This is a genomic window from Pseudomonas sp. NUPR-002 (genome assembly GCF_056322725.1).
The window spans coordinates 5,963,003-5,988,291 of sequence record NZ_CM150476.1 but is presented as its reverse complement, the minus strand read 5'-3'; the positions used below and the strand labels follow the sequence as shown (position 1 = coordinate 5,988,291).

General features: G+C 61.3%; 22 protein-coding genes. 8 read left to right on the top strand and 14 right to left on the bottom strand.

The features are described from left to right. Positions 1-64: 64 nt before the first annotated feature. Positions 65-1,906, bottom strand: a complete 1,842-nt coding sequence (ilvD, locus tag ACVWSC_RS27560) for a dihydroxy-acid dehydratase (protein ID WP_442110594.1) — start codon at positions 1,904-1,906, stop codon at positions 65-67. 525 nt (positions 1,907-2,431) lie between these two features. On the opposite strand from ilvD, the gene ACVWSC_RS27555 reads away from it, so the two are divergent. Next, the gene (locus ACVWSC_RS27555) at positions 2,432-3,112 is read left to right on the top strand and encodes a magnesium transporter (RefSeq protein WP_442110592.1); all 681 of its coding nucleotides are present in this window, start codon (positions 2,432-2,434) and stop codon (positions 3,110-3,112) included. Between the two features lie 67 nt (positions 3,113-3,179). Here ACVWSC_RS27555 and ACVWSC_RS27550 read toward each other — a convergent pair whose 3' ends face one another. After that, entirely contained in the window at positions 3,180-4,376 is a 1,197-nt protein-coding gene (locus tag ACVWSC_RS27550) for a class I SAM-dependent rRNA methyltransferase (protein WP_442110590.1), read from the bottom strand. A 207-nt stretch (positions 4,377-4,583) separates the two neighbouring features. Between ACVWSC_RS27550 and ACVWSC_RS27545 the strand changes: the two genes are divergently transcribed. Together ACVWSC_RS27545 and mutM are read left to right on the top strand one after the other, a co-directional pair. Beyond that, positions 4,584-5,396: an HDOD domain-containing protein gene (locus ACVWSC_RS27545; protein ID WP_442114388.1), complete on the top strand. Its 813-nt coding sequence runs from the start codon at positions 4,584-4,586 to the stop codon at positions 5,394-5,396. A 3-nt stretch (positions 5,397-5,399) separates the two neighbouring features. Next, positions 5,400-6,212 (top strand): bifunctional DNA-formamidopyrimidine glycosylase/DNA-(apurinic or apyrimidinic site) lyase, encoded by an 813-nt coding sequence (gene mutM / locus ACVWSC_RS27540; protein ID WP_442110588.1) that lies wholly within the window; start codon positions 5,400-5,402, stop codon positions 6,210-6,212. A gap of 128 nt (positions 6,213-6,340) precedes the next feature. Here mutM and ggt read toward each other — a convergent pair whose 3' ends face one another. The 6 genes from ggt to ACVWSC_RS27510 form a co-directional block, all read right to left on the bottom strand. Further along, on the bottom strand, positions 6,341-8,029 hold the full coding sequence (gene ggt, locus ACVWSC_RS27535) for a gamma-glutamyltransferase (protein ID WP_442110586.1): 1,689 nt from the start codon (positions 8,027-8,029) through the stop codon (positions 6,341-6,343). Beyond that, on the bottom strand, positions 8,029-8,280 hold the full coding sequence (locus ACVWSC_RS27530) for a YfhL family 4Fe-4S dicluster ferredoxin (RefSeq protein WP_010222176.1): 252 nt from the start codon (positions 8,278-8,280) through the stop codon (positions 8,029-8,031). The genes ggt and ACVWSC_RS27530 overlap by 1 nt, the downstream gene beginning before the upstream one ends. Before the next feature lie 108 nt (positions 8,281-8,388). Next, positions 8,389-8,868, bottom strand: coding sequence for a pantetheine-phosphate adenylyltransferase (coaD, locus tag ACVWSC_RS27525; RefSeq protein WP_274296215.1), 480 nt, complete (start codon positions 8,866-8,868; stop codon positions 8,389-8,391). 112 nt (positions 8,869-8,980) lie between these two features. Next, positions 8,981-10,579, bottom strand: coding sequence for a GMC family oxidoreductase (locus ACVWSC_RS27520; protein ID WP_442110583.1), 1,599 nt, complete (start codon positions 10,577-10,579; stop codon positions 8,981-8,983). Positions 10,580-10,608: 29 nt separating this feature from the next. Next, the gene (locus ACVWSC_RS27515; RefSeq protein ID WP_442110581.1) at positions 10,609-11,142 is read right to left on the bottom strand and encodes a twin-arginine translocation pathway signal protein; all 534 of its coding nucleotides are present in this window, start codon (positions 11,140-11,142) and stop codon (positions 10,609-10,611) included. Between the two features lie 24 nt (positions 11,143-11,166). Further along, entirely contained in the window at positions 11,167-12,600 is a 1,434-nt protein-coding gene (locus ACVWSC_RS27510; RefSeq protein WP_442110579.1) for a coniferyl aldehyde dehydrogenase, read from the bottom strand. 149 nt (positions 12,601-12,749) lie between these two features. Here ACVWSC_RS27510 and ACVWSC_RS27505 point away from each other — a divergent pair, with 149 nt between their 5' ends. Continuing rightward, entirely contained in the window at positions 12,750-13,415 is a 666-nt protein-coding gene (locus ACVWSC_RS27505) for a TetR/AcrR family transcriptional regulator (protein WP_133214039.1), read from the top strand. Between the two features lie 40 nt (positions 13,416-13,455). Next, the gene (locus ACVWSC_RS27500) at positions 13,456-14,310 is read left to right on the top strand and encodes a sulfurtransferase (protein ID WP_442110577.1); all 855 of its coding nucleotides are present in this window, start codon (positions 13,456-13,458) and stop codon (positions 14,308-14,310) included. Between the two features lie 93 nt (positions 14,311-14,403). Here the strand turns inward: ACVWSC_RS27500 and ACVWSC_RS27495 are convergent, their stop codons facing one another. The 6 genes from ACVWSC_RS27495 to ACVWSC_RS27470 all read right to left on the bottom strand — a co-directional run bounded on the left by ACVWSC_RS27495 (position 14,404) and on the right by ACVWSC_RS27470 (position 21,759). Continuing rightward, the gene (locus tag ACVWSC_RS27495; RefSeq protein ID WP_442110575.1) at positions 14,404-15,396 is read right to left on the bottom strand and encodes a hydrolase; all 993 of its coding nucleotides are present in this window, start codon (positions 15,394-15,396) and stop codon (positions 14,404-14,406) included. 65 nt (positions 15,397-15,461) lie between these two features. Continuing rightward, complete coding sequence (locus ACVWSC_RS27490) at positions 15,462-16,667, bottom strand: M16 family metallopeptidase (RefSeq protein WP_442114387.1); 1,206 nt, start codon at positions 16,665-16,667, stop codon at positions 15,462-15,464. A 175-nt stretch (positions 16,668-16,842) separates the two neighbouring features. Next, positions 16,843-18,201 carry a M16 family metallopeptidase gene (locus ACVWSC_RS27485; RefSeq protein ID WP_442110573.1) on the bottom strand — a complete coding sequence of 453 codons (1,359 nt, stop codon included), beginning with the start codon at positions 18,199-18,201 and terminating at the stop codon, positions 16,843-16,845. A 117-nt stretch (positions 18,202-18,318) separates the two neighbouring features. Next, on the bottom strand, positions 18,319-18,912 hold the full coding sequence (rsmD, locus tag ACVWSC_RS27480) for a 16S rRNA (guanine(966)-N(2))-methyltransferase RsmD (protein ID WP_442110571.1): 594 nt from the start codon (positions 18,910-18,912) through the stop codon (positions 18,319-18,321). Continuing rightward, positions 18,912-20,411: a M16 family metallopeptidase gene (locus ACVWSC_RS27475; RefSeq protein ID WP_442110570.1), complete on the bottom strand. Its 1,500-nt coding sequence runs from the start codon at positions 20,409-20,411 to the stop codon at positions 18,912-18,914. Before ACVWSC_RS27475 ends, rsmD begins: the two co-directional genes overlap by 1 nt. Next, complete coding sequence (locus ACVWSC_RS27470; RefSeq protein ID WP_442110568.1) at positions 20,404-21,759, bottom strand: M16 family metallopeptidase; 1,356 nt, start codon at positions 21,757-21,759, stop codon at positions 20,404-20,406. Before ACVWSC_RS27470 ends, ACVWSC_RS27475 begins: the two co-directional genes overlap by 8 nt. A gap of 231 nt (positions 21,760-21,990) precedes the next feature. On the opposite strand from ACVWSC_RS27470, the gene ftsY reads away from it, so the two are divergent. The 3 genes from ftsY to ftsX are packed head-to-tail and all read left to right on the top strand — an operon-like array spanning position 21,991 to position 25,201. Then, positions 21,991-23,508: a signal recognition particle-docking protein FtsY gene (gene ftsY / locus ACVWSC_RS27465; protein ID WP_476461717.1), complete on the top strand. Its 1,518-nt coding sequence runs from the start codon at positions 21,991-21,993 to the stop codon at positions 23,506-23,508. Then, positions 23,505-24,176, top strand: a complete 672-nt coding sequence (gene ftsE / locus ACVWSC_RS27460) for a cell division ATP-binding protein FtsE (RefSeq protein WP_038615591.1) — start codon at positions 23,505-23,507, stop codon at positions 24,174-24,176. The genes ftsY and ftsE overlap by 4 nt, the downstream gene beginning before the upstream one ends. Beyond that, a complete protein-coding gene (gene ftsX, locus ACVWSC_RS27455) occupies positions 24,173-25,201 on the top strand; it encodes a permease-like cell division protein FtsX (protein WP_442110564.1) in 1,029 nt (342 codons plus the stop codon). The genes ftsE and ftsX overlap by 4 nt, the downstream gene beginning before the upstream one ends. The last annotated feature ends 88 nt before the right edge of the window (positions 25,202-25,289 follow it).

Below are 25,289 nucleotides of genomic sequence, written 5' to 3'. Positions count from 1 at the left end.
ATCGCGGGGCAAGCCCGCTCCCACAGAACCTGTAGGAGCGGGCTTGCCCCGCGATGTTTGTTACTTACAGCCCATCAAGCAATGCTTTATTACGCACCGCACCCTTGTCGGCACTGGTGGCCAGCAGGGCATAGGCTTTCAGCGCTGTGGTCACTTTACGTGGGCGCACTTCAACCGGTTTCCAGCCCTTCTTGTCTTGCTCCACACGACGTGCCGCCAACTCTTCGTCGCTGACCAACAGGTTGATCGAGCGGTTAGGGATGTCGATCAGCACTTTGTCGCCGTCCTGCACCAGGCCGATCGCACCGCCAGCGGCCGCTTCAGGAGAGGCGTGACCAATCGACAAGCCCGAAGTACCGCCGGAGAAGCGGCCGTCGGTCAGCAGGGCGCAGGCTTTGCCCAGGCCTTTGGACTTCAGGTAGGACGTCGGGTAGAGCATTTCCTGCATGCCCGGGCCACCTTTCGGACCTTCGTAGCGAATGATGACGATGTCGCCTTCCTTCACTTCGTCGGCAAGAATGCCGCGTACTGCGCTGTCCTGGCTTTCGAAGATTTTCGCGTTGCCTTCGAACACGTGGATCGACTCATCGACGCCCGCAGTTTTCACCACGCAACCGTCCAGCGCGATGTTGCCGTACAGCACGGCCAGGCCGCCTTCTTGCGAGTAGGCGTGCTCGACACTGCGGATGCAGCCGTTTTCACGGTCGTCGTCGAGGGTTTCCCAACGGGTCGACTGGCTGAATGCGGTCTGGGTCGGGATACCGGCCGGGCCTGCCTTGAAGAAGTGGTGCACCGCTTCGTCGTCAGTCTGGGTGATGTCCCACTTGGCGATGGCTTCTTCCATGCTCGGGCTGTGCACGGTCGGCAGGTCGGTGTGCAGCAGGCCGCCACGGGCCAGCGATCCGAGGATGCTGAAGATGCCGCCAGCGCGGTGGACGTCTTCCATGTGGTACTTCTGGATGTTCGGCGCAACCTTGCACAGCTGCGGCACTTTGCGCGACAGGCGATCGATATCGCGCAGGTCGAAATCGATCTCGGCTTCCTGGGCGGCGGCCAGCAAGTGCAGGATGGTGTTGGTCGAACCGCCCATGGCGATATCGAGCATCATGGCGTTCTCGAACGCCTTGAAGTTGGCAATGTTGCGCGGCAGGACGCTGTGATCGTCTTCGCCGTAGTAGCGCTTGCACAGCTCGACAATGGTGCGCCCGGCTTGCAGGAACAGTTGCTCACGGTCGCTGTGGGTGGCCAGGGTCGAACCGTTACCCGGCAAGGCCAGGCCCAGGGCTTCGGTCAGGCAGTTCATCGAGTTGGCGGTGAACATGCCAGAGCAGGAACCGCAGGTTGGGCAGGCGCTGCGCTCGTACTCGGCGACTTTCTCGTCGGACGCGGTCGAGTCGGCAGCGATCACCATGGCGTCAACCAGGTCCAGACCGTGGCTGGCCAGTTTGGTTTTACCGGCTTCCATCGGCCCGCCGGAGACGAAGATCACCGGGATGTTCAGGCGCAGGGCGGCCATCAGCATGCCGGGGGTGATTTTGTCGCAGTTGGAGATGCAGACAATGGCGTCGGCGCAGTGGGCATTGACCATGTACTCGACCGAGTCGGCGATGATCTCCCGGCTTGGCAGCGAATAGAGCATGCCGTCGTGGCCCATGGCGATGCCATCGTCAACCGCGATGGTGTTGAACTCCTTGGCTACGCCACCGGCGCGTTCGATCTCGCGGGCGACCAACTGGCCCAGGTCCTTCAGGTGAACGTGCCCCGGGACGAACTGGGTGAACGAGTTGGCGATGGCGATGATCGGCTTTTTGAAGTCGTCATCTTTCATCCCGGTGGCACGCCACAAGGCGCGTGCGCCGGCCATATTGCGGCCGTGGGTGGACGTTTTCGAGCGGTAAACAGGCATGAAACACTCCTGGCGGCTAATCAGGTAACAAAAAGGGAAGTGAGCTTCTCTTGTCCTTTGCACCGAAGGCAGGTGGCCGCTGGTACGGATGAAGCCGAGATCGCCGCGGGATCGCCGTGCGCTCAGCCAGAGCTCATAAACCCGCCGGGATGACTGGCGATGAATAGCCCGATTCTACACCGCTGGCGCTGTGAAGGAATGGTGTTGTAGATGGTTGGCGGTGATTGCAGGTAACGGTGGGAGCGGGCTTGCCTCGCGAAAACGCCAGTAAGACCCATCTGTAAGACGCTTCCGAAATGCTGGTAGATGCCTAATTAACGGCTGTTTCCGCCGCTCGATCTGGCTAACATCCCCGCGCCGCATGTGCGGCTCACGAGACGACACCCTTAATGGACCTTCCCAGTTTCAGTTCATCGCGAACCTACATTCTGGCACTGAACGCAGTGGCGTCAGGGCTGCCCGTTAGCTGACCGACAGCCTTGCCGGTTGGCCTCCAGGCGCCTGTGCTGCTGCCTGGAGATCGATATGACCTATACCCCCGAAGTACGCCTGAACAGCTGCTGCTCCTGCACCTGCAATGGGCTGAGCGCTAGCCAGGCCATTGATGCACTGGTTGATGAAGCCACCGAAGACTTCCACAAAGGTGCTTCCATCACCACCCACATCGGCAACCTGAAAGAGGCCACTGTCAGCTTGTTGTACCGCAAGCGCGTGCTGTGGCTGGTGCTGCTGGTGTTCGGCAACCTGTTTTCCGGCGCCGGTATTGCCGCGTTCGAAGAAACCATCGCCGCACATATCGTTCTGGTGTTCTTCCTGCCACTGCTGGTCGACAGCGGTGGCAATGCTGGCGCGCAGTCTGCGACCTTGATGGTGCGTGGCCTGGCCACCGGGGAAGTGGTGATGCGTGACTGGTTGCGTATGCTCGGGCGTGAATGCGGTGTGGCGCTGGCGCTGGGTTGCACCATGGCGATTGCCGTGGCGTCGCTGGGCATGCTGCGCGGCGGGCCGGAAATCGCCGTGATCGTGGCCAGCAGCATGCTGGTCATCGTATTGATTGGCAGTCTGATCGGCCTGAGCTTGCCGTTCATGTTTACCAAAATGAAGCTCGACCCGGCCACTGCCAGTGGTCCCTTGGTCACCTCCATCGCCGATGCTGCCGGGGTGTTGGTGTACTTCGGGATTGCGTCTGTGGTATTGGGGTTCTGAGTGTGGTCGCGGGGCAAGCCCGCTCCTACATCGCGTGTAGGAGCGGGCTTGCCCCGCGAAATGGACGTTAGCTGTTAGGCAGCAAACGGCAGGTAATGCTCTTGATGTAGCGAGTCTCCGGGATCGCCGGATGCACCGGATGATCCGGCCCTTGGCCGCCACGCTCGAGCAGCTGAATATTGCGGTCCAGGTGACGGGCGCTGGTCAGCAGAATGTTCTGCAGATCGTCTTCAGGCAGGTGCATCGAGCACGACGCACTGACCAGAATACCGTCTTTGCTCAGCAGGCGCATGGCTTGCTCGTTCAGGCGACGGTAAGCGCCTTCGCCGTTTTTCAGGTCTTTTTTACGCTTGATGAAGGCGGGTGGGTCGGCAACGATCACGTCGAAACGCTCTTCGGCGGCCTTGAGTTCCTTCAGCGCTTCAAACACGTCGCCTTCAACGCAGGTGAGCTTTTCCGCGATGCCGTTGAGCGCAGCGTTACGCTCTACGCCATCAAGGGCGAAGCCCGAGGCGTCAACGCAGAACACTTCGCTGGCGCCGAAAGCACCCGCTTGCACACCCCAGCCACCGATGTAGCTGAACAGATCAAGCACGCGCTTGCCCTGGACGTACGGCGCCAGGCGCGCGCGGTTCATGCGGTGGTCGTAGAACCAGCCAGTTTTCTGGCCTTCCATCACCGGGGCTTCGAACTTGACGCCGTTTTCTTCCAGCGCGACCCACTCCGGCACTAGGCCGAATACGGTTTCGACATAGCGGTTCAGGCCTTCGGCGTCACGCGCGGCCGAATCGTTCTTGAACAGAATGCCGCTTGGCTTGAGCACTTGAACCAGGGCGGCGATGACGTCGTCCTTGTGCAGTTCCATGGTGGCCGAAGCCAGTTGCACCACGAGGATATCGCCGAAACGGTCGACGACCAGACCCGGCAGCAGGTCGGAATCACCGTAGACCAGGCGGTAGAACGGCTTGTCGAACAGGCGCTCGCGCAGCGACAGGGCCACGTTGATGCGGTGCACCAGCAGCGACTTGTCCAGGGCCAGCTTGGCATCGCGCGACAGCAGGCGGGCGCAGATCAGGTTGTTCGGGCTCATGGCTACGACGCCCAGGGCCTTGCCGCTGGTGGTTTCGAGAATCGCCTGATCACCGGCCTTGAAGCCGTGCAGCGGGGTGGCGGCGACGTCGATTTCGTTGCTGTAGACCCACAGGTGACCGGCGCGCAGACGGCGGTCGGCATTGGCTTTGAGACGAAGGCTGGGCAGGGACATGACGTCGCTCCGGGAAAAAAGAGCGGGAGTATAACCTGATGCCCGTTGCACTGATGTTATTAGCGACAAATTGCAACAGAGCACTGGCCTTGCGCCTCACCCCTGGGCTGTACGAACAGGTTAGAATCGCCGCTCAGCCCCGAGTGTGTACTTATGTCCCAGGAACTCTCCGCCGAACAGATCCAGCACGCCTTGCAAGGCATCAGCGTGCCGCCGCAACCGCAGATCATGGTTGACCTGCAGTTCGAGCAATACATGCCTGATCCTGACCTAGAGGTAATCGCCAAGCTGATTTCCCAGGATCCGGGTCTGTCTGGCGCACTGCTCAAGCTGGTGAACTCGCCCTATTACGGATTGACCAACAAGATTGCCTCGATCCAGCGTGCAGTGAATCTGCTTGGCAGCCGATCGATCATCAACCTGATCAACGCCCAATCGATCAAGGGCGAGATGAGCGATGACACCATCGTTACCCTCAACCGCTTCTGGGATACCGCCCAGGACGTAGCCATGACCTGCATGACCCTGGCCAAGCGCATCGGCTCGCAGGCCGTGGATGAGGCTTATGCGCTGGGCCTGTTCCATGATTGCGGCGTGCCGCTGATGCTCAAGCGCTTCCCCGATTACATGGGCGTGCTGGAACAAGCCTATGCCCATGCCGGCAGTCATCAACGCGTGGTGGACACCGAGAATCAGGCGTTCAATACCAACCATGCAGTGGTGGGTTACTACACCGCCAAGTCCTGGCGTTTGCCCGAGCACCTGAGCAATGCCATCGCCAACCATCACAACGCCCTGGCGGTGTTCAGCGATGACTCGGCGCGCAACACGCAGTTGAAGAACCTGCTGGCGATCCTCAAGATGGCTGAACACATCTGCGCGTCGTACCGGGTGCTAGGCAATCAGAGTGTCGATCACGAGTGGAATGCCGTTGGGCACCTGGTGCTCGACTACGTAGGGCTTTCCGAGTACGACTTTGAGAACCTCAAACAGACCATTCGCGAACTGGGCACTCACTGATCCATGCCGGAACTACCCGAAGTCGAAACTACCCGGCGCGGTATAGCGCCTTACCTGGAAGGCCAGCGGGTCAACCGGGTGATCGTGCGTGACCGCCGCCTGCGCTGGCCGATTCCCGAAGACCTCGACGTTCGCCTTTCAGGGCAGCGCTTCGTCAAAGTAGAGCGCCGCGCCAAGTACCTGTTGCTCAATGCCGAAGTTGGGACGTTGATCAGCCACCTGGGGATGTCTGGCAACCTGCGTCTGGTCGAGATCGGCTTGCCCGCCGCCAAGCACGAACATGTGGATATCGAACTGGAGTCGGGCCTGGCTTTGCGCTACACCGACCCACGGCGTTTCGGCGCCATGCTCTGGAGCCTCGACCCACTCAACCATGAGCTGCTGATCAAGCTCGGCCCGGAGCCGCTGACCGACCTGTTCGATGGTGAGCGCCTGTTTCAGCTGTCACGTGGCAAGGCCATGGCGGTGAAGCCGTTCATCATGGATAACGCCGTGGTGGTCGGGGTGGGCAATATCTACGCGACCGAGGCGCTGTTCGCGGCGGGTATAGACCCGCGCCGTGAAGCGGGGAGCATCTCGCGAGCGCGTTATCTGAAGCTGGCGATCGAGATCAAACGCATCCTCGCCTGCGCGATCGAGCGCGGAGGCACTACGTTGCGCGACTTTATCGGCGGTGATGGCCAGCCGGGTTACTTCCAGCAGGAGCTGTTCGTTTACGGGCGCCGGGAAGAGCCTTGCAAGGTTTGCGGGAGCATTTTGCGCGAGGTCAAACTGGGCCAGCGCGCCAGCGTGTTCTGCCCGCGCTGCCAGAAGTAAGGGCGGCGGTTCGGCAGATGACCTTTATCGCGGGGCAAGCCCGCTCCTACAGGGGGGCCGTGAGCAATTTTCAATTGTCTTCCTGTGGGAGCGGGCTTGCCCCGCGAGGCGATGTGGCAGGTGCACCGCTATCGCGGGCTGAGCACCTCGGCCTCGCCTACGCCACGCGGATCACTGGCGGCTTCCAGGGTTTGTTTGGCTTTGTCCCAGTACAGCACTTGCTGGTTCCCGTAGGTGCGGCCAAGGTCTTTGAGCTGGTAGCCGCGGGCCTGCAGTTCGTGCTGTTGTTCTGTACTGAACGCGCCCGGTTCGTGTTCGACCACATCCGGCAGGTACTGGTGATGGTAGCGTGGTACAGCGGGCCAGCTGGCGACCGGTTTGCCTTCCAGAAAGCCCAGCATCGACAGCAGCACCATGCTGGGAATCCGGCTGCCGCCGGGTGTGCCGAACGCGGCGAACTGGGTCGGGCTTTCGATGAAGCTCGGGCTCATGCTCGACAGCGGCCGTTTGCCTGCGGCGACGGCATTGGCCTGGCTGCCGGCCAGACCGTAGCTGTTGCTGCCGCGCGGATCAGCGGCGAAGTCGTCCATTTCGTTGTTCAGCACCACGCCGGTACCCGGCGCACTGAAGGCCGCACCGAAGGGCAAGTTGACCGATAGCGTCGCGGCCACGGCATTGCCGTCGGCGTCGATCACGGCGAAATGGGTGGTGTGGTCGCCTTCGCGCCAGGCTGGTGCCGGAGGCAAGCTGCTACTTGGCGTGGCCTGGTGGACGTCGATGCTGTCGGCCAGTTGGGTCAGGTAATTGCGCGCCAGCAGTTGCGGCACCGGGTTGGCGACGTAATCCGGATCGCCGAGCAGACCGCGGTCGCGGTAGGCGCGGCGCAATACTTCCAGTACGTAGTGGCTGCGTTGCACCGGCTCGGCACTCTGCCAAGGCAGGCGCTGGAGCATCGCCAGGCTCTGGGCCAGGGCGACGCCACCGGCGGACGGCGGCGGTGCGCTGATCAGTTCACGCTGCCCGGCCAGCTGGTAGCGCAGGGGTTCGCGTTTGGCGGTACGGTAGTTGGCCAGGTCGTCCAGGCTCCAGATACCGCCGGCAGCCTGCACGCCTTGCACCATAGCCTGCGCAGTTGGGCCGCGGTAGAAGCCATCGCGGCCCTGATTGGCCAGACGTTCAAGGGTGGTCGCCAGCTCAGGTTGGCGAATCTGTGCGCCAAGTGCCGGGACTTCACCTTGCTTGAGGAACAACCGGGCGCTTTCCGGATCGTCGCGCAGTGCGTTCAGGCGCATGGTTGCCCGGTCGCGGTAGATGCGGTCGACGCTAAAACCCTGGTTGGCCAAGCGAATGGCCGGGGCCAGGGTGTTTTTCAGCGGTAATTTGCCGTAGTGCGCAGCAAGATCGGCCAGCGCGGCGGGCAGTCCGGGGATTGCCGCAGCCAGGGGGCCGTTGATCGACAGGCCAGGCTGAACCTTGCCGTCTTTGAGGTACATGCCCTCGCTGGCTTTTCCTGGCGCGCGCTCACGGGCGTCGATAAACACGTAGCGTGCCGGGCTGCCGCCCTCGCGCAGCAGGAAGAAACCGCCGCCGCCAAGCCCGGAACCATAAGGCTCGACCACCGCCAAGGCGGCGCTCACGGCAATGGCGGCGTCAAAGGCATTACCGCCTTGTTCGAGAATTTCTCGCGCAGCAGCAGTCGCTTCGGCGTGCGGGCTGGCGATGGCCGCGCGGCCCGGACCTTGTGCCTGGGCACTGACGGCCCCCAGCGCCAGCGAGGCGCCAAGAACCAGCGGTGCTAGCCTGGCGACAAACAGCATCAGGCCTTGCCGGTAATGCGGCGGTATTTTTCCATCAACTGCTCTTCAGTCTCGGGGTGGGCTTCATCCAGCGGGATGCAGTCAACCGGGCAGACTTGTTGGCACTGTGGCTCGTCGTAGTGACCAACGCACTGGGTGCACAGGTTCGGGTCGATCACGTAGATCTCTTCGCCCTGGGAAATAGCGGCGTTTGGGCACTCGGGTTCGCAGACGTCGCAGTTGATGCAATCGTCGGTGATGATCAGGGACATGGGGACTCCGGCCAGGGCTCAGAACCCGGGCATTTGAAAACCAATGGGCATAATTGTGCCGCATTAGCGCCCGCAGTGCACGCGGGCGCCGTGGTCAAATCGCCGATGTCACTTCTTGAAGCGTTCAGTCAGGGCTTCGGCCACTATCGGATGGACGAATTTGCTGATATCGCCACCGAGCGCTGCAATTTCCCGAACCAGGGTCGAGGAAATGAAGGAATACCGCTCTGACGGGGTCAGGAACAGGCTCTCGACATCCGGTGCCAGCTGGCGGTTCATGTTGGCCAGCTGGAACTCGTACTCGAAGTCCGAGACGGCGCGCAGGCCGCGCAGAAAGACATTGGCTTGCTGTTCCTTGGCGAAGTGCGCGAGCAAGGAAGAGAAGCCGATGACTTCGACATTGGGCAGGTGCTTGGTGACCTCACGAGCCAGTTCTACCCGTTGTTCCAGGGGGAACAGCGGGTTTTTCTTCGGGCTGGCAGCGACCGCAATGATCACCTGGTCGAACAGCCGCGAGGCACGCTCGACCAGATCGCCATGGCCCTTGGTAATAGGGTCGAAAGTACCTGGGTACAACACTCGGTTCATCGCGTCGTCCTGGCAGGAGTGCGTTGGGGAGTCGGATGGTATCGCAGCAGTGGCAGTCGGCCAAGTCGCCTGCGCACGCTGAAGGCACTATAGACAGTGTGTCCATTTGTTGTCATCTGTTGGCAGCCAGGCGTTCGATCAGGCCATCGGTGAGCCGTGCCGCGAGGCCATACACCGACAATTGCGGGTTGGCACCGATGCTGGTGGGGAACAGTGAGCCGTCGTGGATCGACAGGTTGGCCAGCTGATGATGGCGCCCAAGGCTGTCGCAGACGGCCTGGCGCGGGTCTTCGCCCATGGCGCAGCCGCCCATGACGTGGGCACTGCCCAACCGCGTGCGGAACAGTTCCAGGCTCAGGCTATCGATCAGTTGTCGGGCTTCGGCCAGGCTTTTCACATAGCGACCGTCGCTGTGCATTGGCAGCACCGCTTCGGCGCCGGCGGCGAACTGAATCTCGGCCATGCTGTGGAACGCACGGCGAACGCCCTCCCAGGCGTAGGCCGACACCGGGTAATCGAGAACCGGCGTGCCGTCGCTGCGCAGTTGTACCTCGCCACCGACACTCTGTGGGTGGAACCCGTCACGCAGCAGGGCGAGCATGATGTGGGTGTTGGGCAATTGCTCCATACGCAAGGCATTTTCACTGCCGAAGCTGCCGAGCAAGGTGGCCGCCAGCGCCGGATGCAGAGGCGGTACCTCAAGTTTGTAGCCGATCGGGCCGGTGACGCCGTCGCGCCATTGAAAGTGATCGGAGTAGATCGACTGAGGCGCGCCGTAGAACGGGTTGACCTTGTCTTTGAACAGCCCGGCACTGAAGTTGACCAGGTGCAGGAAGGTCCTTTTTCCCAGGCGTTCGTGGGGGTCTGGTGCCTCTGAGCGCAGCAGCAGGGCCGGGCTGTTGATACCGCCACCGGCCAGTAGGTAGTGCCGTGCCTTGACCTGAATTTGCCGTCCGGTAGGGTTTACGCAGCGCGCATCCATGGCCACGCATTGCAGGCTGCTGATGCGTTCTCCGTCGTGGATCAGGCGTTCGGCGCGCGCCAGATAGAGCAGTTCACCGCCCTTTTCCAGGGCGGCGGGAATGCTGGTCACCAGCATCGACTGCTTGGCGTTGACCGGGCAGCCCATGCCGCAATAGCCGAGGTTCCAACAGCCGCGGACGTTACGCGGGATGACCTTCCAGCTGTAGTCGAGCGCCTCGCAGCCACGTTTGAGGATTTCGTTGTTGGCGTTGGGCGGCAGGGCCCAAGGCGCGATACCCAGGCGCTGCTCCATGCGCTCGAACCAGGGCGCCAGTTCCGCGCTGCTCAAGCCTTTGACGCCATGCTCGCTGGCCCAGTGCTGCAGGGTAGGTTCCGGCGTGCGGAAGCTCGATGTCCAGTTGATCAGCGTGGTACCGCCCACTGCGCGGCCTTGGAGGATGGTGATGGCGCCATCCTTGCTCATGCGCCCGATCCCTTCCTGATAGAGGTTGGAGTAGGCCTGGTCTTCGAGCAGGTTGAAGTCGCTGCTGGTCTTGAGCGGGCCTTCTTCGATCAGCAGCACCTTGAAACCGGCGGCGCTGAGCAGTTCGGCACTGGTGGCGCCGCCGGCACCGCTGCCGATGATGGCGACATCGGCTTCCAGGGTCAGGTCTTGCTCCAGGCGTGACGCATCACGGGTTTTCCAGCCGCGGGCCATGCCTTCGCGGAACAGATCGGGTACGGGCATCTTCAGCCTCTTGTCGTTATGAGTGTGGTTCAGATTTTCGGCGGGCCGGGGTATCCGCACTGCGCCCAGGATTCGGGCATCTCATACCAGGCCATCTGCAACAGCTGCAGCAGCGAGGCATGGCCCATGCGCAGCAAATTCAGCGAACTGTTCTCCCAACGTTGCAGGAAGGCCCGGATGTTCTCGCCGCTGGCGTTTTCCCAGCTGCCCCAGATGCCGGTGAGCGGCCCGCGGGTGACCGGCAGGGCGAGCACATCGAACAGCTGCTGGGTCAGCTTGAGCATGGCGGGCGACAGGCTGGCGAGCTTGTGGTCCAAGCGCTGCAGCATGGCGTCAAGGTGTTCGGCGGCAGAGGTGCCGGCCATGATCACCGGGATCAGGGCCCGCAGAATCGGCAAATCGCTCTGGCGCAAGGTGAGGTAGCCACTGGCAGGCGTTTGCGCCGAGCAACCGCTGAGGCTGGCGCCCAACCCGGCGGTGGCCAGGAAGGCGCTGGCGCCGAGGCTGAACTTGAGCAAGCCGCGGCGGCTCAGGGCAGGTGTTACTGGCAGGCTGGTGGTCATTGTTGTTATGCCTGGTAGTCGTGATTAGCGAATGAAGAGTTTGTACACCCACTTGATCAAAGGTTTGCCATACGGCGGGTAGATCAGGCGTGCTGCGTTGAAGCGTTGCTTGGCAAACACCGCCTTGGCCTTGCTGAAGGTCAGGAAACCCTCATAACCGTGGTAGTGGCCCATGCCAGACGGACCGACTCCGCCAAACGGCAGGTCGTCCTGGGCGACATGCAGCAAGGTGTCGTTGAGGCAGACGCCACCGGAGTGGGTCTGTTCAAGGACTTTCTGTTGCTCGGCCCGGTCGTAGCCGAAGTAATACAGGGCCAAGGGGCGAGGGCGCTGATTGATGTAGGCAAGCGCCTGGTCAAGGGTGTCGTAGGGCACCAGTGGCAGCAGCGGCCCGAAGATTTCATCCTGCATTACGCGCATCTGGTCGTTGACCTGTAGCAGCAGGTGCGGAGGCAGGCGTCTGCCTTGTCGCGCCTCTTGTGGGTACAAATTGACGATTTTCGCGCCTTTTTCGCTGGCATCGTTCAAGTAGCCTTCCAGGCGTGCCAGGTGGCGCGGGTTGATGATCGCGCTGTAATCGGGGTTGTTCGCTACGTTCGGGTAGAAGCGCTGCACCACATTGCGGTAGGCGCTGGCAAAGTCATCCATTCGCTCCCGGGGAACCAGCACGTAGTCAGGCGCCACGCAGGTTTGCCCGGCATTGATATTTTTGCCGAAGGCTATGCGCTCGGCAGCGTCGGCCAGCGGCACGCTGGAGGAAACGATGGCGGGCGATTTGCCGCCCAGCTCCAGGGTTACCGGTGTCAGGTTCTGCGCGGCGGCGAGCATCACATGCCGGCCAACGCTGGTAGCGCCCGTGAACAGCAGGTGATCGAAGGGCAGGCGCGAGAAGGCTTCACCCACATCCGCCTCACCCAGCACCACGCTGATCAGGTCTTCGGGGAACACTGACGCCAGCAACTGCTTGAGCAGCTCACCGGTGGCGGGCGTCGCTTCGCTGAGTTTGAGCATGACCCGGTTGCCAGCAGCCAGAGCGCCGGTTAGCGGGCCGATGGCGAGGAACAGTGGGTAGTTCCACGGCACGATGATCCCCACCACACCGAGCGGCTGATACACCACCTTGGCGCTGGCCGGCTGAAAAGCCAGGCCGACTTTGCGTGGTGAGGCCTTCATCCACTGCTTGAGGTGGCGTTCGGCATGCAGCAAGCCCTGGACGCTCGGCATCAGTTCCGCCAGGCGGGTTTCGTCGGCGCTACGCCCACTGAAGTCCTCATGAATAGCGGCAATCAATGCGTCTTGATGGCTGAGCAGCATCTGCCGCAGGCTTTTGAGCCATTGCCGACGTTGAGCCAACGGCGGCATCGGGTTGCCCGCAAACGCCTGTCGCTGGGCATCGAACTGGGCGGTGAGTTCATCAAAGGCGATCGACGGCAAAAGACCAGCAGCATCGGCGGACATGCGCAACTCCACGGCAAGACGTTTTTATAGAGCTTATACTCTAAAGATCGCCTTGTGCGACCCCTTTTTGATGATAGGCAGGTACATCCCGATCCGGATAAACCGTAAGATGGACCTATTCACAAAAAGCTCGGCATTTGGAGCTGGCCATGGCCCCGCGTATCAAGACCCGCGACCGCATCGTGCAGAACAGCCTGGAGCTGTTCAACCAACAAGGCGAGCGCAGTGTCAGTACTAATCACATTGCAGCCCATATGGAGATTTCCCCGGGCAACCTGTACTACCACTTCGCCAACAAGCAAGAAATCATTGCGGTGCTCTTCACCCAGTATGAAGAACAAGTGGAAAGCTTCCTGCGCCCGCCGCAGGGGCGTCTGTCGACCGTCGAAGACAAGCGCTATTACCTCAAAGAGCTGTTGGCGGCGATGTGGGATTACCGTTTTCTGCACCGCGACCTCGAACACTTGCTCGACAGCGACAAGGAGCTTGCCGCGCGCTACCGGCGCTTTTCCCAGCGCTGCCTGATTCAGGGCCAGGCCATCTACCGCGGCTTCGTCGAAGCCGGCATCGTGCAGATGGATGCGGTGCAGATCGAATCGCTGACCCTCAATGCCTGGATCGTGCTCACCTCCTGGGTGCGTTTTCTGTGTACCACCCGGGAAAACTCCGCCCACTTGAGCGAAGACGCGGTCAAACGCGGGATTTATCAGGTGCTGGTGCTGGAGCTTGGCTTTGTCACGGCCAGTGCGCGCCCGGCAGTGGATGCCTTGTGCGAAGAATTCTACGTATCGCTTAACCAGGCATTGGAGCAATAAGGCTTCAGGCCCTCTTTATTCAATCGTTCAGGAGACTGTCATGCCCCTCGCGCAACTGATCACCGCCCAGCAATTGGCCGAACGCCTGCAGGCGCCGGCGCTGGTGATACTCGATTGCCGTTTTGCTCTGGAAGACATCGATTATGGCCAGCGCAGTTACGCCGAGGGGCATATTGAAGGAGCGCATTTTGCCGACCTGGAACGCGACCTCAGTGGCCCGATCATCAAGGGCGTGACCGGGCGTCATCCGTTGCCGGACCCACAGCGTCTGATCGAGCGGCTGCGCGCCTGGGGCATCGATAACGACAGTGAAATCGTCCTGTATGACGACGGTCCGGGAGCCTTTGCGGCGCGCGCCTGGTGGTTGCTGGCGTGGCTCGGCAAGCGCAGCGGTGTGTCGATTCTCGATGGTGGCCTGAAGGCCTGGCACGCGGCAGGCCTGCCATTGAGCCTGGATGCTCCGGCCAAGCGTGAAGGTACGTTCAGTGGCGAGCCTGATGCCAATCTGGTGCTGGACGCCAAACAGCTGGGTGAGCGCCTGAGCCAGCCCGACCTGACGTTGATCGATGCCCGTGGCTTGCCGCGTTTTCGCGGAGAAGTGGAACCCATCGACCCGGTGGCCGGGCATATTCCCGGGGCGCAGTGCGCGGCGTTTACCGACAACCTCGGCGCCGATGGCCGGTTTCTCCCGGCAGCCCAGCTTAAAAAGCGTTTTGCTGAAAAGCTCGGCAAGCGTTCAGCGGAGCAACTGGTGGCGTATTGCGGTTCGGGGGTGACGGCGTGCCATAACCTGTTTGCCTTGTCGTTGGCGGGCTATCCGCTGGGCAAGCTGTATGCCGGGTCGTGGAGTGAGTGGATTACCGATCCGCAGCGTCAGGTTGCAACAGGCGATTGATTCCATTGCGGTGGGAGATCATCCGGTGTGGGAGCGGGCTTGCCCCGCGACAGCAATCTGTCAGCTACATCGCATCGCGGGGCAAGCCCGCTCCTACCGCTCTCCTAGCCACTGCGGAATCCGCCGCTCCAGGTAATAGCCCGGGGCCCGCACGCTGCCGTCAACAAAACCGACATGCCCGCCGCGTGAGTGCAGCTCAAAGGTGGTCTGCGGGGCCAGTTCATTGGCCGCTGGCAAACTGTGGCTGAACACGAACGGGTCATCATTGGCGTGAATGATCAGCGTGGGTGTCCGGTTCTCGCCGAGAAAGTAGCGGCTCGATGCCCGGCGGTAGTAGTCGTTGGCATCTTTGAACCCATTGAGCGGCGCGGTCACGCGGCCATCGAAGTCCCAAAAGGTTCGAAGGTTTTCCAGTGGCCCCAGGCGCTCCAGCGCCGCGAGGCATTCGTGTTGGCCGTGATGCTGAAAGTGACGTTGTTTGTCTTTCACATAGGCAAGCATGGCGCGCATGAAGTGCGCCTGGTACACGCGGGAAAACCCCAGGCCAATGCGATCAGCACACTGATCCAGGCGAAAAGGTACCGAAACCGCCACCGCCGCCTGTAGCTGGCTGGTCGAGCCTGCCTCGCCCAGGTGCTTGAGCAGCACATTGCCGCCCAACGAGTAGCCAACGGCATACAGCGGTGCCAGTGGCCGTTGCGCACGCAGGTGGCCGATGGCTTCGGCGAGGTCTTCACTGGCACCGGAGTGGTAGCTGCGTGGCAGCAGGTTGGGTTCGCCCGAGCAGCCGCGCCAATTCAGCGCCACACTGGCCCAACCGCGATTGGCAAGCGCCTGCTGCATACCAATGACGTAGGGCGAGTTGGAGGACCCCGTCAGGCCGTGCAATACCAGCACTAACGGGGTGCTGGCCTCGTGCGGACCATGCCAGTCGAGGTCAAGGAAGTCACCATCGGCCAGCCACAAGCGCTCACGTTGGCGGGTCAGAGCAGTGGATTTGCGCCACAGCGGCCCCCACAGCGTTTGCAGGTGTGGATTGCCCAGCCCCACGGCGGGTTTGAAGGGGCTGGGGGCGGTGGCAGACATCGTTTTTGCTCGCAAATTTCTTTTAGACAAGTGTATGTCCGGTCACTGAAACATGCCGAAATGGATTAGCCGCTGGTCGGCTGGACATTGGGCAATTCAAGTTGATCGACCGTCGGGCCGACGCTGATCTGCACCAGATTGTCGAGCTTCAGGTGACTTTTCAAGGCGACTTTCAGCTCAACCAGGGTCAGTGCCTGGATTTGTTCGATGAACGTCTGCCGGCTGTCTTGCGGCAGTCGATTGAAACCAATGTGGGCCAATACCTGACTGATCTGTTGGTTACTCACCGATTCGAGCAGGTAGCTGCCGCGTAGCTGCTGTTTCGCGTCAGCAAACTGTTGCTCGCTCGGCCCGTTATCGGCGTATTCCTGCAGCACACTTTCCAGGAGGCTCATCGCAGCATCCTGATATTTCGCCTGGACCTGAGTGCTAAAGGTCCACAGGCCGTTTTCAGCCAGTTGAATCAATTGTGAGTCAGCGCCGTAGGTCAGCCCACGTTGGGTGCGTAGCACTTCGACGAGTCGGGAGTTTGCTCCGGGGCCACCGAGTATCAGGTTGGCTAATGCCAGCGCCGGGGCGTCCGGGTGTTTGACGCTTACCCCTGGAATGGCAAACAACAAGAAAGATTGAGACCCTGGATGTTCCAGGTGGTAAATCTCGGGCTCAAATACGGCGGGTATCGGAAGTGGCGGTAGTGTCGGCCCTACAGGTAGCGCCTTGGATAGCTGCAGCGCGATGTCATGGGCTTGTTTGCTGGTGAGATCGCCGACCAGGGTGATCAAGGCATTACCTGCGCTGAAGGCGCGAAGGTGAAAGTCGCGAAGGTCTGCTGCAGTCACTGCATTGATTGTCGTTGCGCTGCCATAGCTATTGGTCACGTACGGGTGGTTGGCAAAGGCATGCTCAAGCAACTGGTCGTAGGCTTTGACGTGGGGAGAATCCTGTCGTCGTGCCGACAAGCTGATCAATTGATTCTTGGTTTTTTCCAGTTTTGCTTCGTCGAACAGCGGCTCCCCCAGCATTTCTGCCAACAAGTTAACGGCTTGTTCTCGATGCGACGCCGAGCTCAGGCTGCGCAAGCTGACTTCGGCCCTGCTGGTTCTTACCGTCTTGCTGAGTTTTGCGCCGATTGCGTCGAACCCTTCGGCGATTTGTGCCGCATCACGTTTGCTGGTGCCTTCATCCAGCATGCCCATGGTGAGCTGCGCAAGGCCGTCAGCACCATCATCCCGGGCACCACCGGCGTCAAACACAACCTGTAGATCGAACATGGGTAACTGGTTGCTGCGTACAAACAGTACTTTGCTACCTTGCGGTGTTTGCCATGACTCAATCGGTAGCTGCAGCTCAGAGAGCGCTTGAGGAGGCGTCTTCAGGGATTCCAGTTGCGCGGTTGCGGCACCGTGAAAAGCCAACAGCAGGGCAAACGACAGGCTTTGCTTGAACTTACTCATCTTCGGCCTCCTTGGCCTGCAAATAGGCCATTACCTGGCGCTCCGGGGTGAGGTAGGTACGTGCGGTTTGCTGGATGTGTTCAGGTGTCACGCGTGCCAGATTGATTGCATCGTTATCCAGCAGCGAGGCGGGTAGCCCGCTGCCACGGGTCGCTGCGATTTCAGCGGCCTGGCCTTCCAGCTGGTCTTGACTGAAAACCCGCTCGGCCAACAACAGGGCGCGGGCTCTGGCCAGCTCTGCCGGGCTGGGAGGGGTGCTTTTGAGGATTTCAAGTTGGGCGCGAATGGCCTGCTGCAGTTCTGCTAACGGCTTGACCTGGGTCGGATTGACCGACGCCGAAAGGTTGAACAACGTATCGCCTCTGACTAGCGGGGCGTAGCTGACGTGCGGATTGGAAAGCAGGTTTTGCTCCTGTACCAGTTGTGTGCGCAGCCGTGCACTGCGTCCAGCACCCAGCATGGCCTGGATCAGCCGCAGGGCATCGACATCGAGCGAGTCTTTGGCCGTTGCGTAGCTGGGCACATTGAACGACATGAATAGCATGGGGGTATTGAACGCGTCGTACACCGTTACGTGCCGCGGCCCCGCTGCGCTGGCTTGTACCGGTGATTTGATGCTGGGAAGGTTTTGTCGGGCGAAACCTGCAAAGTAGCGTTCCGTTTGCAGTTGCACCTCGTGAGGCTGCACATCGCCGACGACGATCAAAATGGCGTTGTTGGGGGCATACCACTGTCGATACCAGCTTTTGAGTTCCTCGTTGGTCATGCGCTCCAGGTCGTCCATCCAGCCGATTACCGGCGTGTGGTAGCTACTGCTCTGAAAACCGATGGCGTACAACTGCTCAGCGAGCCTTGCCCTTGGGTAGCTGTCGACATTCTCGCGGCGCTCTGCTTTCACCGCCTCGATCTCACGCGCGAATTCGGCGCTTGAGAGGTGGGCGTTTTTCAACAGATCGGCACTTAATTCCAGGGCGACGGCCAGGCGGTCACTGGGCAGGGTCTGGTGGTAGAGGGTGAAGTCGCGGTTGGTCAGCGCGTTGTCAGTGCCGCCCAGGCGCTCGATGATTTTCGAGAACTCACCGGGCGCGGTTTTTGCGCTGCCACGAAACAGCAGGTGTTCCAATGCATGGGATAACCCGGATTGGCCGGGGTATTCGTGGCTTGAGCCCACCTTGACCAGTAGTTGGGTGGTTACAACCGGGGCGCGTTGGTCTCGAACTACGATTACCTCTAAGCCGTTGTCCAGTGTGAATTCGTGGCGATTGGGGGTGTCGGCCATGGCTTGCGCAGCGAGCATCAATAAGCCGAGCAGGCCGATCAAGCCATAGATTGGCGCAGAGCGTCGTTGCATGAGGGTGCTCCTTCTGGTGGGTGACCAGCAGCACGATCAGGCAAGAGCAGGGGCGAAGGGGGTTAGATAGTTACCACACAGGTTGACGGCCCGGCAGATGCCGGGCCGATGGCTGTGTCAGCCGCGTTGCCAGAGTGCGTAGTACACCTGGCCAGCCTTTTTTTCCCGATGCAGGCGCCAGTTGCCAGGCAACTGCAGGGTTGAAGGCGGGGTTTCACTTTCGGTGTAGATCCAGGCATTGGCTGCCAGCCACTGGCGCTCTTCGAGCAAGGCACAGGTGGTGGGCAGCAGATCCTGGTGGAACGGCGGGTCGAGAAATACCAGGTCGAAGGCCAGCTTCGGCTCACCTTGCAGGTAGCGTTGGGCATCGCTCTGGATCAGCTGACCGCGCGGGCAGCGCAGAATTTCCAGGTTCTGCCGCAAGCTGGCAATGGCCGCCGGGTTGCTGTCCAGTGCCACGGCCTCGGATGCACCGCGCGACAACGCCTCCAGGTACAACGCGCCGCTGCCGGCAAAGGCATCGAGGACCTTGGCGCCTTCGATATGCGGTGCCAGCCAGTTGAACAGGGTTTCACGTACCCGGTCTGGCGTGGGGCGCAGGCCGGGGGCGTCAGGGAAGCTCAGGCGACGGCTGCGCCATTCGCCGGCAATGATGCGTAGCTGGCCTTGGCCTTGATGTGGCTTGGCCGATTTTGCAGATGGACTGGCCATTAATGCTCCGGTACGCCAAGCGGTTGCTCGGCAGGTTTGTCAGTGGGCGGCGGCAGCGGTTGCTGCGGCACGCTAGGGCCTGCGGTAACGATAACCATTTTGTCAGCCGCAAGGTGCTTGTTCAGGGCCACCTTGATCTGTTCGGTGGTCAGCGCCTGGGACTGCTGCATGTAGTCTTCCATCCAGGTCAACGGCAGGTTGTAGAAGCCGATGGCACCCAGTTGGCCAACGATGCTCGCATTACTGGCGTTGGACAGCGGGAAGCTGCCCGCCAGCTCGCGCTTGGCTTCGTCGAGTTCCTGCTGAGTAGGCCCGGTCTTGAGGTAGTCAGCGAGGATGTCCTGGACCAGTTTGAGCGTGCCTTCACTGAGTTCGGCACGGGTCTGCAGGTTGATCATGAACGGGCCGCGCACCTGCATCGGGCTGAACACCGAGTAGACACCATAGGTCAGGCCGCGTTTCTCGCGCACTTCACTCATCAAGCGCGTGCCGAAGGCACCGCCGCCGAGGATCTGGTTACCCAGCGACAGCGCTGCATAGTCCGGATCGTTGCGGTCGATACCCAGCTGCGCCAGCATCAGATGCGTCTGCTTGGACGGGAAGTCGATATGGGTTGCGCCTGGTTTTGGTTCGCTCGGCTCAGGCAGTTTGGCCAGCGCCGGGCCTTTGGGCAGGGCGGCTGACACCTGGGCAGCAATGGCCTCGGCTTCGCTGCGGCTCAGGTCACCCACCAGGGCGATGACGGCGTTGCCGGCGGCATAGGCCTTGGCATGGAAGCTACGCAATTGCTCCAGAGTGATGGGCGGGATGCTTTTGGCATCGCCATCGCTGGGGTGGGCATAAGGGTGAGTGCCGTACAGTTTCTCGAACAACGCAATGCTGGCCAGCTTGCCCGGGTTCTGCTTCTGATACTCAAAGCCGGTTTGCATCTGGTTTTTGATGCGTGCAAGGGCATCCTGCGGGAAGGTTGGCTGACCGACGACTTCGGCGAACAGCTTGAGTGCCGGCTCACGCTTGTCGGTCGCGCTCAGGCTGCGCAGGGTTGCCACGGCCATGTCGCGGTAGGCACCGTTGCCAAAATCGGCGCCCAGGCCTTCGAAGCCTTCGGCAATCGCGGTGACATCCTTGCCGGCCACGCCTTCGTTGAGCATGGCGTTGGTCAGGGTGGCCAGGCCGGGTGCATCACCGTCCTGGCTGCTGCCGGCGGCGAATGTCAGGCGCAGGTCGAACATCGGCAGTTCGCGAGCTTCGACAAACAGTACCTTGGCGCCTTCAGCGGTGTTCCAGGTCTGGATGTTCAGTTGACGGCGGCTAGGGGCCTTGCCGTCCAGTTCTGCCAGCGATTGCAGTTTGTTGGTTGGTTTGGCGGCAGTGCTGGCAGCGGGTTGCGCGGCGTTGTCCGATTGGGCGGGCTTGGCCAGGAAAAACGCCAGCACGGCCACCAGCAACAAGATGCCAAGGCCGATCAGGGTGTAGCGGGGTGCGCTGCGTTCACTCATGAGCGTTCTCCTCAGGCAGTACATGGGCAACGCTCAGGCGTTCGCGGGTGAAATAGGTGCGCGCGGCGTTCTGGATGTCGGCGGGGGTCACGCTTTTGAGTTCATCAAGTTCGCTGTCGATCAGCTTCCACGACAGGCCGACAGTCTCCAGCATGCCGATGGCCGTGGCCTGGCTGCTGATGGAGTCACGGTCGTAGACCAGCCCGGCGATTACTTGAGCGCGCACGCGCTCAAGCTCTTCAGCCGAAGGCGGCGTGGTCTTGAGTTCGTCGAGCAGCTTCCAGATGCCAGTTTCGACGTCTGCCAGGGTCTTTTGCTTCTGCTGGTTCGGCATTGCCGAGATCACGAACAGGCTGTCACCGCGGGTGAACGGGTTGTAACTGGACGAGGCGCCGGACACCAGTTCTTCACCGCGCTCAAGGCGGCTAGGCAAGCGCGCACTGTAGCCGCCATCGAGCAGCGCCGAGATCAGGCGCAGGGCGTGCACGGTGCGAGGGTCTTTGGCGGTGGCCAGGCCAGGCACGTTGAAGCCGTAAATCAAGCTAGGCAGTTGCGTTTGCACATGCAGGGTGGTTTCGCGATAGCCCGGCTCGGCCAGTTCCAGCGGCAACTTGGCCGGTGGAATCGGGCGTTTCGGGATAGTGCCGAAGAAGCGCTGGGCCAGGCCTTTGACTTCATCGACGGTGACGTCACCGACCACCACCAGGGTGGCGTTGTTCGGCGTGTACCAGGATTCGTACCAATGGCGCAGCTCTTCAACCTTCATGCGGTTCAGGTCCGCCATCCAGCCAATGGTCGGCGTGCGGTAGCTGCTGGCCGGAAAGGCCATGGCGCTGAACAGTTCGAAGGCCTTGGCGTTGGGCTGATCGTCGGTGCGCAGGCGGCGCTCCTCTTTGATCACCTCGATTTCGCGGCTGAATTCGTCGGCGGGCAGGCGCAGGCTGGCCATGCGGTCAGCTTCCAGCTCCAGGGCTACCGGCAGGCGGTCGCGGGCCAGCACCTGGTAATACGCGGTGTAGTCGTCGCTGGTAAAGGCGTTCTCTTCGGCGCCCATGTCACGCAGGATGCGCGAGGCTTCGCCGGGGCCAAGCTTTTCGCTGCCCTTGAACATCATGTGTTCCAGGGCATGGGACAGGCCGGTCTGGCCGGGGGATTCGTAGGTCGAACCGACCTTGTACCAGATCTGCGAAACCACCACTGGCGCCCGGTGGTCTTCACGCACGACCACTTTCAGGCCGTTGTCGAGAATGAACTCGTGGGTGGGCTGCGCAGGGGCGGCAAAGGCGGCCAGTGGCAGACAAACTGTGCTGAGCAACAGGCCAGCGGCGCGGCGGGCTAGAGCATTCATACGTTGTTTAACCTGTAGGACTGCCCGCGTGGTCTTAGCGTCAGCGGGCTAGGAGGTGCTAGGATACTGATCCGGTTGCTCGACGACCATGCCTGTCGTGGATCTGACCCGCAGGCCCCAAGACAAAATGTTGCGCATGAACAAGCCGGAATAAAAGTAGTCTGTTCTGCGTGAAAAGAATTTTTCGATGCGCCGCAGTGGCGTATCGCTACCCTGAGATAGCCGTCTTCCATGTTTGGTTCCAACGACGACAAAAAGACGCCGGCCGCGGCTGGTGAAAAGAAAGGCCTGTTCAGCTGGCTGCGCAAAAAGCCCCAGCAACCTGTTGCCGAGCAGCCACAAACCCCTGCACCGGTTGAGCCGGAGCAGCCCGTAGCGCTGAGCGAAGCAGCGCCGGCGGCCATTGCCCCGGTAGAAACTGCTGTGACGCCGGTTGCCGCGCCCGAGCCTGTGCAGGTTGCGCCGGTCGAAGCGCCACAAGCGCCGACGGGCGGGCTGGTGTTGCCGGTTCCTGAAGAGCCGGTAGCGCTGGTGGCCGACCTGACACCACACACGCCGCCACCGATTCCGGAGCGTCCGGCGCCGGTAGTGGAGGTTCAGGTTGTCCCTGAGCCTGTTCATGTCCCTGCGCCGGTAGTTGTTGAGCCAGCACCCGTTGCCGTCGAGCCGGAACCCGTTGCAGTTGCAACCATTACCCCCGAGCCTGTAGCGCCTGTAGCGCCTGTAGCGCCTGTAGCGCCTGTAGCCGCTGTTGAGCCGGTTGCTGCCGTGCCAGCACCTGTCGAAGCAGTCGCCAAGGCGCCCGTTGAAGAGAGCAAAGGTGGTTTCTTCGCCCGCCTCAAACAAGGCTTGTCGAAGACCAGTGCCAGCATCGGCGAGGGCATGGCCAGCCTGTTCCTGGGCAAGAAGGCCATCGACGACGACCTGCTTGATGAAATCGAAACCCGTCTGCTGACGGCCGACGTAGGCGTCGAGGCCACTTCGGTGATCGTCCAGAGCCTGACCCAGAAGGTGGCGCGCAAGCAGCTGGCCGACAGTGATGCCCTGTACAAATCGCTGCAAGGTGAGCTGGCCGACCTGCTCAAGCCGGTTGAGCAGCCATTGCGCATTCAAGCGCAGAACAAGCCATTCGTGATTCTTGTGGTTGGCGTTAACGGCGCCGGTAAAACCACCACCATCGGCAAACTGGCGAAGAAGCTCCAGCTTGAAGGCAAGAAAGTCATGCTGGCGGCCGGTGACACCTTCCGCGCCGCAGCGGTTGAGCAACTGCAAGTCTGGGGTGAGCGCAACCAGATTCCGGTGATTGCCCAGCACACCGGTGCCGACTCCGCTTCGGTGATCTTTGACGCCGTTCAGGCCGCCAAAGCACGGGGCATCGATGTACTGATCGCCGATACCGCCGGTCGTCTGCACACCAAAGACAACCTGATGGAAGAGTTGAAGAAAGTTCGCCGGGTGATCGGCAAGCTCGACGCCGACGCGCCGCACGAAGTGCTGCTGGTGCTGGACGCCGGTACTGGGCAGAACGCCATCAACCAGGCCAAGCACTTCAACCAGAGCGTTGAGCTGACCGGCCTGGCCCTGACCAAGCTCGATGGCACGGCCAAGGGTGGGGTGATCTTCGCCCTGGCCAAGCAGTTCGGCCTGCCGATCCGCTATATTGGCGTGGGCGAGGGTATCGACGATCTGCGCACCTTCGAAGCCGAACCCTTCGTGAAAGCACTGTTTGCCGAGCGGGAGCATCCATGATTCGATTCGAACAGGTCGCCAAGCGCTACCCCAATGGCCACGTAGGCCTGCATGAGTTGAGTTTTCGGGTGCGTCGGGGCGAATTTCTGTTCGTTACCGGTCATTCGGGCGCAGGCAAGAGCACCTTGCTGCGCTTGCTGCTGGCAATGGAACGGCCGACCAGTGGCAAGCTGCTGCTGGCCGGGCAAGACCTGGGGCAGATCAGCAATGCGCAGATTCCGTTCCTGCGTCGGCAAATCGGCGTAGTGTTCCAGAACCATCAGCTGCTGTTTGATCGCACCGTATTCAACAACGTCGCGTTGCCCCTGCAGATCCTTGGCTTGTCCAAGGCTGAAGTGGCCAAGCGCGTCGATTCGGCGCTTGAGCGCGTGGCGCTGTCAGACAAGGCCGAACTGTTTCCCGGCGACCTCTCTACCGGCCAGCAACAGCGCGTCGGTATTGCCCGCGCCATCGTTCACCGCCCGGCCCTGCTGCTGGCGGACGAACCCACCGGTAACCTCGATCCACGCCTGGCGGCGGAGATCATGGGGGTATTTGAAGACATCAACCGCCTGGGCACCAGCGTACTGATCGCCAGTCACGACCTGGCACTGATCGCGCGCATGCGCCATCGCATGCTGACCCTGCAGCGCGGCCGCTTGATCGGCGACGGGGAGGCCGGGCAATGAGTGCAACACGCAGTCCCAAGGTTTCCGAGCGGGTAGCCCCCAAGGCCGCCGATCCGGCACCTGAAAAAAACAAACGCAGCAGCCATGACGACGATGGTCCGGATTTCCGCACCCTGTTCCATGCCTGGCTGGAAAGCCACCGCTCCAGTTTGCTCGACAGCTTGCGGCGCCTCGCCAAGCAGCCGATCGGCAGCTTTTTCACCTGCCTGGTCATGGCGGTGGCACTGAGCCTGCCGATGGGGCTTTCGCTGTTGCTGAGCAATGTCGAGCGCCTGGGTGGTTCATGGCAGCGTGCGGCGCAGATCTCCCTGTACCTCAAGCTCGATGCCAATAGCCGTGATGGCGAGGCATTGCGCGAGCAGATCAAAGGCTTGCCGGGCGTAGCGGAAGCGGAGTACGTCAGCCGCGAGCAGGCGCTGGAAGAGTTCCAACAGCAGTCCGGGTTGGGCGATGCCCTGCGCGAACTGCCGGAAAACCCGTTGCCCGGCGTGGTCATCGTGACCCCGGCGGAAGTCGACAAGCCGGCCCTGGAGGCCTTGCGTCAGCGTCTTGCCGAGTTGCCCAAGGTGGATGTGGCGCAACTGGACCTGGTATGGGTCGAGCGCCTGGCGGCGATTCTCAAGCTGGGCGACCGATTTGTTTTCGGACTGACGGTCTTGCTGGTTTCGGCGCTGCTTTTGGTAATTGGTAACACAATTCGCCTGCACATCGAGAACCGCCGTACCGAGATCGAAGTCATCAAGCTGGTAGGCGGCACCGACAGCTATGTGCGTCGGCCTTTCCTGTACATGGGCGCCTTGTATGGTCTGGGTGCTGGGGTGTTGGCCTGGGGCGTACTGGCATTTGGCCTGAACTGGCTGAATGACGCGGTTATCGGGCTTTCCGGGCTGTATGGCAGTAATTTCGCCTTGGCCGGGGTACCACCTGCCGATGGTCTGTCGCTCTTGCTTGGAGCGGTACTGTTAGGGTATATCGGTGCTTGGATTGCGGTCGCCCGTCATTTGAGCGAGCTCGCACCGCGATAGTGTCTTTTTGCTGCTATTGACTATTTTCATGTTTCAGGGAACTTGTTTCGCGGTTCCCGGTCAATGTTGGCAGTGCCCACGGGCACGA